The 11,844-nt window shown below is 45.1% G+C and carries 8 protein-coding genes and 1 pseudogene; 3 read left to right on the top strand and 6 right to left on the bottom strand.

Annotation, left to right across the window (positions count from 1 at the left end; translation table 11 throughout):
- Window positions 1-20: 20 nt before the first annotated feature.
- Window positions 21-749, bottom strand: coding sequence for a MerR family transcriptional regulator (locus NAL19_RS07515; RefSeq protein ID WP_263059293.1), 729 nt, complete (start codon window positions 747-749; stop codon window positions 21-23).
- A 61-nt stretch (window positions 750-810) separates the two neighbouring features.
- Window positions 811-1,041: pseudogene (locus tag NAL19_RS07510) on the bottom strand (2-dehydropantoate 2-reductase N-terminal domain-containing protein); the annotation flags it as partial.
- A gap of 106 nt (window positions 1,042-1,147) precedes the next feature.
- On the opposite strand from NAL19_RS07510, the gene NAL19_RS07505 reads away from it, so the two are divergent.
- Window positions 1,148-1,480, top strand: a complete 333-nt coding sequence (locus NAL19_RS07505; RefSeq protein ID WP_225087572.1) for a gamma-glutamylcyclotransferase family protein — start codon at window positions 1,148-1,150, stop codon at window positions 1,478-1,480.
- Between the two features lie 196 nt (window positions 1,481-1,676).
- Here the strand turns inward: NAL19_RS07505 and NAL19_RS07500 are convergent, their stop codons facing one another.
- Window positions 1,677-1,922, bottom strand: coding sequence for a YmjA family protein (locus NAL19_RS07500; RefSeq protein WP_263059292.1), 246 nt, complete (start codon window positions 1,920-1,922; stop codon window positions 1,677-1,679).
- Window positions 1,923-2,393: 471 nt separating this feature from the next.
- Between NAL19_RS07500 and NAL19_RS07495 the strand changes: the two genes are divergently transcribed.
- Window positions 2,394-3,371: a DUF1852 domain-containing protein gene (locus NAL19_RS07495; RefSeq protein WP_263059291.1), complete on the top strand. Its 978-nt coding sequence runs from the start codon at window positions 2,394-2,396 to the stop codon at window positions 3,369-3,371.
- Between the two features lie 30 nt (window positions 3,372-3,401).
- Window positions 3,402-4,433 (top strand): methionine synthase, encoded by a 1,032-nt coding sequence (locus tag NAL19_RS07490; protein WP_263059290.1) that lies wholly within the window; start codon window positions 3,402-3,404, stop codon window positions 4,431-4,433.
- 157 nt (window positions 4,434-4,590) lie between these two features.
- Here the strand turns inward: NAL19_RS07490 and NAL19_RS07485 are convergent, their stop codons facing one another.
- From NAL19_RS07485 to NAL19_RS07475, 3 genes are all read right to left on the bottom strand, one after another.
- Entirely contained in the window at window positions 4,591-5,130 is a 540-nt protein-coding gene (locus NAL19_RS07485) for a DUF2058 domain-containing protein (protein WP_263059289.1), read from the bottom strand.
- Between the two features lie 163 nt (window positions 5,131-5,293).
- Complete coding sequence (locus tag NAL19_RS07480; protein ID WP_263059288.1) at window positions 5,294-5,776, bottom strand: cold-shock protein; 483 nt, start codon at window positions 5,774-5,776, stop codon at window positions 5,294-5,296.
- Window positions 5,777-6,130: 354 nt separating this feature from the next.
- The gene (locus NAL19_RS07475) at window positions 6,131-11,707 is read right to left on the bottom strand and encodes a DUF3320 domain-containing protein (protein WP_263059287.1); all 5,577 of its coding nucleotides are present in this window, start codon (window positions 11,705-11,707) and stop codon (window positions 6,131-6,133) included.
- Window positions 11,708-11,844 lie beyond the last annotated feature (137 nt).

Below are 11,844 nucleotides of genomic sequence, written 5' to 3'. Positions count from 1 at the left end.
TGGGAGATGAAAAAGCGGAATTACAGGGGAATGACGTCTAAGGAAGCGACGTGCTGCTGCCAAAGGTCAATCTGTTTTTTGCGAGCCGCAGTGAGTTTACCGGTGGTGACCAGCAGCCATTTTCGCTCTGGGAAAATCTCCGGCGCCAGAGTGGCTGGCGGTACGGGAAGGACGTCAATGCGAAGCCCCTGACCGGTGCGCATGAGCGCTTCGAGCCAAATTTCGCACGGATCGCTCAGATGCCAGCCGGTAATCAGATAGTTATCACCTGGCGATCTTTTATCCCCTTCAAGGCAAAACGACGTGTAGGAGATGATGATACCATCAAGGATTTCGCGCAGGGTCATCATCGCCGGAATATTGGCCGAGACTTTGCTGCGCAGCGGGCGCAATACTTCACGGACCAGTTCCGTACGCGGATACTCGCGGCCTGCGTCGTAAATCATCTGGCGCAGTGATTCGATTTTTCCCTCTTTCAACCGCTGCAACATGCTTTCCTGCAGGGCAAGCCAATTATTTGTTCGACGCGTGCCTGGGCGAGCCAGCAGCGGTTTCACTTGGCTGACCGGGACCCCTTTTTTCACCCAGTCGAGAATTTTTAACGCCTGTTGGACGTCGTCATCGCTGTACAACCGATGGCCACCGTCTGTGCGCATCGGTTTGAGCAGGCCGTAACGACGCTGCCAAGCGCGGAGCGTCGTCGCATTTATCCCACAAAGCCGGGAAAATTCACCGATGGAGTAAGACATGTACTCAACCTGATAGTAAACAATGCTCTCAATATACTATGAATAACGTCAGGTTGAATGACGTCGTTGTCACCGCGACAAACACTAGATCGAATGGATGGCTGATAGTCACCAAATTGCTCAATACCGGTCCTGACACCACAATTCCACCATCATCGTGACGCAGAACTCATTGCGGATGCGCAGTACGTCCGCAAAGGACTGGCGTACGGTTAACGTCATGCAGTACAGCAGCAATGGTAGTACCTATTGCCCCCGGCCCCAGATGCGGAAAATACAATTCACTCCGCACCCGCTCATCAGCGCTGAAGAACCTGTTGCGAACCGCTTTATTAAGCCCTAACGTGAGTATTGCTCTTCACCCTTTGGATATTCACTATTTCGATTGACGAGGAAAAATGGAACGCTTGTTTGTCTACGGTACGCTGCGCCCGGGTCACGAAAATGCCTATATTTTGGAAAACATCGGTGGAGACTGGCTGCCGGGTTACGTCACAGGCACGTTTTATGAGCGTGGTTGGGGTGCCGCCGCAGATTTTCCTGGGATAGTCCTGGATGATCGCGGGTCGCGCGTTAGCGGTTACCTGTTTTCGTCCGCTAACCTTGAGGCACACTGGCCAATGCTGGATGAATTTGAAGAGGGCTACGATCGCGTTGAGGTTATGGTTACTACAGCCGAAAACCATCAGGTTACGGCATGGGTTTATCAGTTACAGCCACAGACAGTCTAAATACTATTTAGTACGCGATATTGATCGAATACGTTCCCTGCCCTGACTTGCCCCGGTAAGGAACTGGCAATGTGAAAATCCCGCTTCAGAAAATACAGGCGGGATGTTTTTTAGCCGCTTATAACTATGAGTTAAGCTGTGCAGCGGGTATCTCCACACTCACCTTGCATCTTTTTCAATATGCCCTGAATGAGCGTTACTCATTGCCCCATTGATTCAGGAATGTCGCGATCTCATCAATACGATGCGCGTCGATCCCAGCGTCACGGGCCATCTCCTTCTGCGCCTCTTCACTGATTTCTTCGTTATTCATTAAACGAGTGATCAGCAGTTGGAAATAGCGCGCCAGTGCGCCACGTTCTGACTCGCTCAACGGCTTTTCAGATTCCGTCGCATACTCATCCGTGATGTCATAAAATTTAAGCGGTATTTCATTGTTCATAAGCCATCCTCAGGGGTTAAGGTCTACGTCCGTTGATGCATGCATCATCTGACTGGGATAATACCATTCTTAGTTCGTTTTCCTGTCATCCATGTAGGGCAAGGAGCCAAACGCAGACGCCTCAGTCCCTTAGACGTGAAAAACTGGTAAGTTTTCCACTTTAGCCTTACCATGAAGCCATGTAAGCACACATCACTAACCACATGAATTATAAAAACAAACTTTATTTAACAGAGGGCTTTACAACGGCACCGATGCGGGCCGTCCCCCAAGTCATGAAGATGGTTCATGTCTATTGAAATTAAATCACTTTTACTCACGCAGTGACTCTGGCATAAATTGTGCAATTGCAGTAGTTAGAGACAAGCTGCTAGAGACAATATGAAATCTGCTGAATGATAAGACCTGAAAATCTTCGAAAAGAAAGACATAAAACCAGGTTGATATCAACAATTAGGATGTTAGATCGCGATGAATACGAATTTTACATTTACGATTAAGAACACGCGTTTCGATGAGAACTATAACCCGTCCGAAAATACGCGTATCACGACCAATTTTGCGAATTTGGCGAGAGGCAAGAACCGCCAGGAAAACTTGCGCAATGCCTTAACAATGATTGACAACCGTTTCAATTCTCTGGCGCATTGGGATAACCCTAAAAGCGATCGTTACGCTGTTGAACTCGATATCATTTCCGTTGAAATTGATATTGAAGGCAATGGCAACACCTTCCCTGTCATTGAAATATTGAAAACGAATGTTGTTGATAAAAAAACCAACGCGCGCATTGAAGGCATTGTAGGGAATAATTTCTCTTCCTACGTGCGAGATTATGATTTTAGCGTATTGCTGTCAGATCATAATAAAAGCAACCCTGGATTTAGCACCCCAGATAACTTTGGCGAGTTGCATGGCAATATCTTTAAATGCTTCGTGAACTCGAAGAGCTATAAAGAGAATTTTAGTAAAGCGCCAGTGATATGCCTCAGTGTTTCAAGTAAAAACACCTATCACAGGACTGGAAATCAACATCCCGTATTAGGCATCGAATACCAGCAAGATGAATATTCATTGACCGACCAATACTTCCATAAAATGGGATTACAGGCTCGCTATTTTATGCCGCCAAATAGCGTTGCGCCTTTGGCCTTCTATTTTTCTGGTGACTTACTGAGTGATTATACGAATCTTGAGCTGATCAGTACCATCAGCACGATGGAGACGTTTCAAAAGATTTACCGACCTGAGATTTACAATGCGAACTCTCCGGCAGGTCAATGCTATCAGCCAAGCCTGAATCATCAGGATCATTCCTTCACTCAAATTGTTTATGATCGAGAAGAACGTAGCCTGTTGGCTATCGAGCAGGGAAAGTTTACGGAGAAAAACTTCATCAAACCATACCACGCTATTCTTGAGCAATGGTCTGCTAATTACGTTCTTTGATTAACCAAACATACAAGGTCACTGATTATTATGAAAATATTGCTACCCACCTCAACCGCTGGCAGCTTACCTAAACCCTCTTGGCTGGCGCAGCCTGAAACACTGTGGTCACCCTGGAAATTGCAAGGTGAGGAATTGATTGAGGGTAAACAAGATGCGCTACGTTTAAGCCTGGCAGAGCAACAGCAAGCGGGGATTGACATTGTCAGTGATGGCGAGCAAACGCGTCAACATTTTGTCACGACGTTTATTGAACACCTCAGCGGTGTTGATTTCGAGAAACGTGAGATCGTTAAAATTCGTAATCGCTATGACGCGAGCGTGCCGACAGTCATTGGTGCAGTGGTTCGCCAAAAGCCCGTTTTTGTTGAAGACGCCAAATTTTTACGTCAACAAACTACGCAACCGATTAAATGGGCCCTGCCTGGCCCCATGACAATGATCGATACGCTTTATGATAGCCACTATAAAAGTCGCGAAAAACTCGCCTGGGAATTTGCCACCATTCTGAATCAAGAAGCTAAAGAGTTAGAGGCGGCGGGTGTCGACATTATCCAATTTGATGAGCCTGCATTTAATGTTTTCTTTGATGAGGTGAATGATTGGGGCATTGCCGCGTTAGAAAGAGCCGTTGAAGGGCTTAAATGTGAAACTGCGGTGCACATTTGCTATGGCTATGGCATCAAAGCCAATACCGATTGGAAAAAGACGCTGGGGTCTGAGTGGCGGCAATATGAAGAAATTTTTCCTAAACTGCAAAAATCGGCAATCGATATCATTTCACTGGAATGTCAGAATTCACGTGTTCCCATGGATCTGATTGAACTCATTCGCGGTAAAAAAGTGATGGTAGGCGCCATTGACGTGGCAACCAATACCATTGAGACACCAGAGGAAGTCGCCGCTACATTACGCAAAGCGCTTCAGTTTGTGGATGCCGACAAGCTCTATCCATCGACCAACTGTGGCATGGCGCCGTTGTCTCGTCGCGTCGCAAGAGGCAAGCTCAATGCGTTAAGTGCAGGCGCGGAAATCGTTCGCAGAGAACTTCTGGCTAAATAACGCCGCCAAAGCGTCGGCCATGTTAAACAAACGCAGTCTGGTTGGCGATCCAATCCATCGCCAACTGCCCCACTTCACCAACCAGACTGAGCGAGACATCAGCCTAAACGAAAATCCCGTAAGGGCTTTTCATCGATAAGCATCGGCAAAACGTTCATTACCACATCAAATCATCAGGCACTTTAAAATCAGCATACGGATCGTCTTCGTCTTGTTCTTCCTGGTTCAAAGCACTATTTAAGACAATACTGCTCGCATCTCGCTGCGCAATTTTATCGGCTACGATCGCGGGGATAATTGCGTATTCACTCTCGCCGTTGCTATTAACCGCCAAACGAGCAATAGCAAGACGGCCATTGATCAGTTGGGCCTGGGTCAACTTATCCACGTCTATTTTTTTAATAACGTTGTTATCGGTGAAGTTAAAACCAATATCGCCTTTTGCAATCGTGATTCTGTTCATTTCAATGAGCTGCTTCACCTGAGCTTTATATTCTTTAGATAACACAGCCTGTTTTTGTTGTTCACTGAGCTGTTTATCACGCTCAAGCTGTGCTTTCTTATTCTCTTCCACCGCCTCTCTTGCCTCACGAGCCTGAACGCGTGATTTTTTCGCCGTTCTTTGGACTTTGGCCATTTTCTTGCTGGTCACTAATCCAGCTTTTAACATCTGCTCTTGTAAGGTGAGTTTTGTCATTGTCGTTTCTAAACCGGTTGAATAATTTACAGGATTATACCTGTAATGTTTGAGGCAGTACCAGATTGCAGGACGTGATCGCGATGCAGCTTGCGTTTGGGAGTTATCAGAAGCGATGCCGAAACTCTGCTGATGAATGGCGCAGAACTCCGGCACAGGGTTATCAGAACTTGAGCAATTTCACCGTGGCATCGATGTCTATCTCATCTTCCGAGAAGATTAACGTCGTTCCCTGGAAGGTCGTGATCGCCAGTTTTTTTATCGAGCGCATTTCACCCGGCTTAGCGGTTGATTTCGGCCTGATACTATTCATCAGTATCCCCACAGACAACACCGCATTTTCTTTATCAATGCCGCTATCGACGGGCACGTCTTCGCTATAAACCAGATAAGACTTGATCGACGTGAGCTTAAGGCGCTCACCCGCGATATAGATGTATTTGCTTTCCGGTAAAACCTTCACCGCATAGGCCGACAGCCCCTTGTTATTCGTGGTGGGTTCGAAAGTCACCGCAGCATCTTTCTTAATCAGATCAGGGTTGGCGACCTTAATCACATGAAAATAACGGTTATCGCCGTTTTCATCTTTAATAAAGCCAAAGCCTTTATCTTTAAACCAGGTTGTGATCGTTCCGTTCATCGCCATTGTCGCCTACTTAATCGTTTATCTACTCAGTTTTTGCAGCGCGCAGTGTAAAGCACAATGCCTGCGCAGACTACGTCTTTGGGTTAAGTCTGGACGATAAATTTCTAGTCTCGGGGGAATGATGGCCTGATTTCAGGACTAAATACACTATTCAGTTAGTCACGTCTTATCTGGGGTCATTTGAGTTCAATTATGGTGCAACCACCCTATGCCTCTTAATGACGGGGAAAAACGCAACCTTAAACCTTCGGATAACCCCTTTAAAGTCCACGATTTACACGGTCTGTAATTTATTAGTAACCCTGAGTGGTTCACGAACCCCATTCAAAGCATGGGGTTCGTGAGAGGCCTGAATTACTCTGTGACTGCCTCTTTATTCTCAACGAGCAGAGTATCTTCTCTAAGGATAGCGCCTTTAAACAGAAGCTGTTCAATAACCTCTGAAATGACCTTGCGTAGGGTTCCACTGGTTGCTTTAAATCCAAGAGACCTAGAGAGAGACATAATTATCTCATCGTCTGTTGCACCAAGGTTATTTTTGACTACCTGAACGATTCCTACGGCTATTTCCTGAGGGGGTAACATTTCAGATTTACGCAATCCCGATGACTGAACATGCTGTCGGTTTCGTAAGATAATCTTTGACTTCTGATGTACTAAAAATTGTCCATCCTGAAGAATGTTACCTTTGTTGCAGACTAAATTAACAGCCCTGTTCACAACAGCCTCAATCCTAGCTCCTGCGCGTTGCAATCCCCAAGCTGTTCGTAACCTAGTAATAACTTCACTTAGATGAATTGGAGATTCAACTTCAACAATCTGTTCCACCATTTCGCTGAGAATACCTAAAGGAGTTTCATGCAGTTCATAACTCATATTAGCCACAGGAGTTGCCTCCAGGTAGGCAATTTCAGATTCATTTCGAATATCCGAATCAACAAGGCCAATCTCAACTATAGGCCCTCTATCAACAGTAACAATCTCAACAGGTACTGCACGTGCCCTCTGCCGTAATTGTTCATTTCGGTCTGACAGCTCTTTTTTTGCCGACTCTATAGCTTGAAGTGTACGTTCCAGTTGTTCCTCTGGGCGATGGAACCAATCGGTACTCCATATACGGTGGATAATCCAGCCATGATCTTCAAGTACAGCCTGACGCAAGCGATCACGTTCACGAGCAGAGCGTGATGAGTGATAAGCACGACCATCGCATTCAATACCGATCATGTATCTCCCCGGCATATCTGGATCGGCGATAGCTAAATCTATAAAGAATCCAGCGATACCGACCTGAGGATGGACTTGATAGCCAGCTTTCTGCAGCGCATTAGCAACCTGCTCTTCAAATATACTATCCATTTCTTTTTCTGAACGCTGAGCTAAAGATATACGCCCAGTACGTGCATATTGCAGGAAGAGTTTAAAAGCAAATACGCCCTTACCCTTTGCTCGTTCCAAATCAATATCTTCATCTGTGATTGAGGCGAAAACCTCGCATCGCCGTTTGGCTCGACTGATTAACACATTCAACCTTCGTTCCCCTCCCTCAGACCCCAGAGGACCAAAACGCATCGCCATGTATCCTTGTGCATTTCTGGCATAGCCAACGGATATCATAATCACATCACGCTCATCTCCCTGCACGTTCTCAAGGTTTTTAACAAAGAAAGGCTCACTCGGATGGGCATTAAAGAACTCTTCCAGATCGGGGTTCAAGCGACGTAATAGCTCAAGTTCATCCTGAATAGCCTTGCGTTGGGAAACAGAAAATGTTGCAACACCAAGCGACTGTTCAGGATATTTGCGAGCATGTTCCATGATTGCTTTAGCGACAGCTTTAGCTTCTACAGTATTGGTTCCCTTTCCGCCTGATTCGAATACACCATCTGGAATATGGTGGAATTGCAAACCCATACCCGCTTCCTGAGTATACGGACTCGGTACAATAAATAGCTTATTTTCATAGAACTGACTGTTGGATACAGCAATCAATGATTGATGACGACTACGATAGTGCCATCTCAACATACGTTGAGGTAACCCTCTGGCAACAAATAAGCCCAGCACACTCTCTATATCAGCGACCTGAGAGACCTCATCATCATCGTCATTAGCGGCAGATTCTGTCATTTTAGCGAAGAATCGTGTTGGTGGAAGCTGGCGTTCATCCCCAACGACTACGACCTGTTTGCAGCGAGCAATTGCGCCAATTGCATCAACTGGCTGTATCTGACTTGCTTCGTCCATAACCAGAAGATCGAATTTCTGTCTGCCAGGGATAAGGAATTGGGCAACGGATAAAGGACTCATCATCATTACTGGTTTTAAAGCCTGAATCGCCACGCCAGCCTTTAGCATTAACTGACGAATCGGCAAATGCCCCCTCTTTTTCACCATTTCTGAGCGCAAAACACCTACAGGGCCAACACCACCACTCTTGGATGGTATTTGCCTATGGTGAGCACGCACAACCTCAAGGCTGGCAGCTTTGATTCGTTTAAGGTCAAGCTCTGCGAATACTGTAACCTGACGAGAGTGAAGCTCACCATCAAAACGAACCAAATCGGGTTCTTCAAGAGCCATAACCTTAAGTAACGACTCAAAATAGGTACGCTCTACGGCGGAAATCGAAGAATTTAGCGAAAGCCCCCCACAGGCGAGTTTTTCTACTACCTCAGATAATCCATATTTCCGGGCCTGAGCGACACGATGCTGATACGCAACCCATTTAGAGAGTTGCTCTGAATTCGCAATCCATATTTGAAGCTTCTCCCACGCAACTGATATTTTCAACTCATCCGATGATGATCCGAAAAGGGTTTTAACCGTTCCTTTTAACTCCTTCGCAATTTGTTCCAGTTCATTAACTATTTTTTGGCTGAACTGGTGAGTTTCTTGTGCAATCTGGGCAGTTTCAGCTCTGTTCGTCAGTTTTGCTGCCACAAAGCGTAGTGCACTATTCTGCTCTAACCAAGAACAAGCCAGACCAAGGTAATCCCAATCAGATGACAACTCTTTCCACTGTTCGTCAAAAGCACTTTCAGCAATCGGAGTTTCCGCACGCAGTTCAATAATAAGTTTCTGCAGATCAATCATCCGAGTGACTAACTGGCAACGCTCATCTATACGAGCAGGTGGTTTCACCATCACACGAGCGCACTGTTCATCCACCTCTGTAAGGTGTTGGATTTTTTGTTCAATGAAAGCTAATGAAACACGGTTTATAGATATCTGGTTGGTAAAGTGTTCCTCAGGTGATAACCCAAATGAACTCCAGAGAACATCCAATTGGGACCGAACCTGCTGGAGTAACTGGTTCAATTGTTGCGTCCGGAGTTTGACATCCTCGCGGTCAACGAGTCGACTAGCTAACAACCGAGCTTCAGGCCCTACGTCACGAAGCGTTCTCATCCATTCAACTAATGCCATTAAAGGAGAACTGTCACTTTTTTCACCACGCCAATCGCTACCGAAAGCTGAATGACCAAAATCATTGCCTTCCTGGATTTTTTTCCTCTCTCCTTGCGCTTTAATGAGTTCATCCAGCAATAACACCTGTTGGTCAATAGGCAAGGAGCGATCACGCAGTAAAGAGCCAACCAGTGCCTTCGCTTTTCTCCAGTTTCCATTGAGATAGCGGAAAATACCAGTATGACTCGCCAGAAGATTTCTAGCCTCCAGAACATCTGTACTCCAAGCAGCTTCATTGATTTTAGGGCTAATAACTTCACTAACGGCTCTGAAGGAAGCTATCGACTCAACCAGTTCATCTGCTTTCTCAACACCGTGATCCCAGACTGACGCAATAAAAGCATCGGGACTGGCATTAGGAGCTGCTGCAATTCTTTCGCCCAGTGCGATGAGACGTTCTATTTCTTGAACTGTGTAATATCCTTCCTGAGTACCTAATTCTTCATGTAGACGGGCTGCATCAAGGCGTAGCTTAGCTAAGGGTTTTACCAGAGAACTAGCGACTGAAAAGCCGTTAACCTGAAAATCCTGGGGAAGCCTTGTCAGTGCATCTTCCAACTCGACAACTGGAGTCTCAATCTCTTCAGCTGTTATATCTTTTTCAAGGTCTAAGCGGATTTGCTGATACTGCTTGCCCAACACAATAAGGCGTTTAATTGCAGGTACGCTATCATGCCAAACTGCTGAAGTAAGCGCTTTCGGTGATAAATCTGGCCCTTTATTGATGCATTCAGCAACTTCAACTAATTTCTCGACTGAGGAGAATGTTTCCGGAACAGGGGTCACTGCAAGTTCAGCAGACAGACTTGCTACATCATTTGCAATGCGTGCAATATCCCCTTCAATTTCTTGCAGACGTGGAAGTAGTTTCTCTACATCCATAGGTAAGATCTGCTCAAGACCAACACCATTCCATGGATGCTGATTAGGCAAACCAATATCTTGGATGCGATCAACAATCTCTTTCACGAGATCAAGACGTTTCTTAAGATCGTCGTCATTCCAATGTTCAAAATTTTCGAGACTAAAATCGGTCGGAGCTTGTCCTAACTGACGTAACCGGACAAGGTGCCCCATTACCTGATAGGGAGACAAAGTGGAAGGATGATATATTTTGTGTAACCTTGCAGGATGCTCGTTCAGTTTATCCCTTGCATCCGTTAAGTTTTCAACCAATGTGTCTGGAAATTCACCTCTTGGTGATCCTAGCTCCCAGACCCTCTTTAATTCTTCCAGGAAGACCCTTTTGTTCGCCTTATTACTATGCAACTCTAAACATGCATCGCCCACTCCCGAATAATCAAGACGGCGTTTCACCACTTCAAGCGCAGCCATTTTTTCTGCTACGAACAATACTGTTTTGCCATCAGCCACTGCAGAAGCAATTACGTTCGCAATCGTCTGAGATTTACCGGTTCCGGGCGGCCCCTGAATGATGAGATTTTTCCCTCTACGAACATCGTGGATAGCAAGAGTTTGAGAAGTGTCACTATCCATGATGTGAAGCATATCTTTCGGAGAAATGAAGGGATCTATCGATGCATCGTCTGAAAGCATTTCATCCTTTTCATTAAAACCATCGACCATGAGTGACTGAATAAGTGGTTGATCTGTTATATTGTCATTCTCAGGCCAGTTTTCTGGATCTAAATCCCGATACATAAGGAACTTAGCAAAGGAAAAGAATCCCAACGTAATATCGTTTTCTTGAACGCCCCAATCAGGTTTTATCTGTACAGCCTGAGCAACCTCATCGATATAACTGGAAAGATGCAATTCTTCATCTGTATTGAATTTGGGTAATAAAATCTCATGCGTACGCTGGAGATATGCCTCTAGCGAAAGATTTTCAATAATCTCCTCCTGTCTTACCTGCAGTTTAAATCTATCGCCAGCAGTTCCACGTTCAAGAGATACAGGTATTAAAATTAAAGGAGCATATCTGATATTTTCTTTGTTATTAGGATCAATCCATTTTAAGGTTCCGAGCGTTAGGTACAATATATTTACGCCCTGCTCTTCTTCTAATGTTTTAGAATCATGATAAAGATCTAATAATCGCTTCTGCAGACCTTGTGGAGTTAATCGTGTTTGCAGTTTTGTATCCTGATGCTCAGCACGGCTGACATTTTTATCAACATCTTCATCAAAAGCAAAAAGCTGCTCACCTACAAGAGCGTCATCCGAATCCGTTTCAATATCTTCATCATCAATTAACTCTCCCTTTCTTCCAGCCCGCCCGGGTAGGAAAGTAAATACTTTTCCTTCTTTAACCAGTAAACGATATATATCAGCAGATCGTTCATCAACTATTTCTAATAGCTTTGCTGTTTTAGAACGAGGGATGTTTAGTAGTTTATTACGCGCAGATAAATCAAGAAGCTCAGTACGAGCACGTTCTAATTTTTGTTGAAGAGAAAGACTATTATTTTTAAATAGTGAGTCATCATTATCATTCATAGCACGAATTCCGTATGTCCCATAAAATCATCACTGCATACCCAGCGTGGGGTATGACGAAGGTATTCAACGGCAGAATGCTGGTATTTTATCCATTTTTTTAGGAAAATTCTAATCGATCTTATTAAAATTTAGCT

This window comes from Pectobacterium sp. F1-1, from assembly GCF_025643735.1.
Classification (GTDB): domain Bacteria; phylum Pseudomonadota; class Gammaproteobacteria; order Enterobacterales; family Enterobacteriaceae; genus Pectobacterium; species Pectobacterium colocasium.
This window is presented reverse-complemented; position numbering and strand designations above follow the sequence as displayed.

Coding starts and splice junctions, on each gene's coding strand:
- NAL19_RS07515 (WP_263059293.1), bottom strand. CDS start 749: ATGTCTTACTCCATCGGTGAATTTTCCCGGCTTTGTGGGATAAATGCG.
- NAL19_RS07505 (WP_225087572.1), top strand. CDS start 1,148: ATGGAACGCTTGTTTGTCTACGGTACGCTGCGCCCGGGTCACGAAAAT.
- NAL19_RS07500 (WP_263059292.1), bottom strand. CDS start 1,922: ATGAACAATGAAATACCGCTTAAATTTTATGACATCACGGATGAGTAT.
- NAL19_RS07495 (WP_263059291.1), top strand. CDS start 2,394: ATGAATACGAATTTTACATTTACGATTAAGAACACGCGTTTCGATGAG.
- NAL19_RS07490 (WP_263059290.1), top strand. CDS start 3,402: ATGAAAATATTGCTACCCACCTCAACCGCTGGCAGCTTACCTAAACCC.
- NAL19_RS07485 (WP_263059289.1), bottom strand. CDS start 5,130: ATGACAAAACTCACCTTACAAGAGCAGATGTTAAAAGCTGGATTAGTG.
- NAL19_RS07480 (WP_263059288.1), bottom strand. CDS start 5,776: ATGGCGATGAACGGAACGATCACAACCTGGTTTAAAGATAAAGGCTTT.
- NAL19_RS07475 (WP_263059287.1), bottom strand. CDS start 11,707: ATGAATGATAATGATGACTCACTATTTAAAAATAATAGTCTTTCTCTT.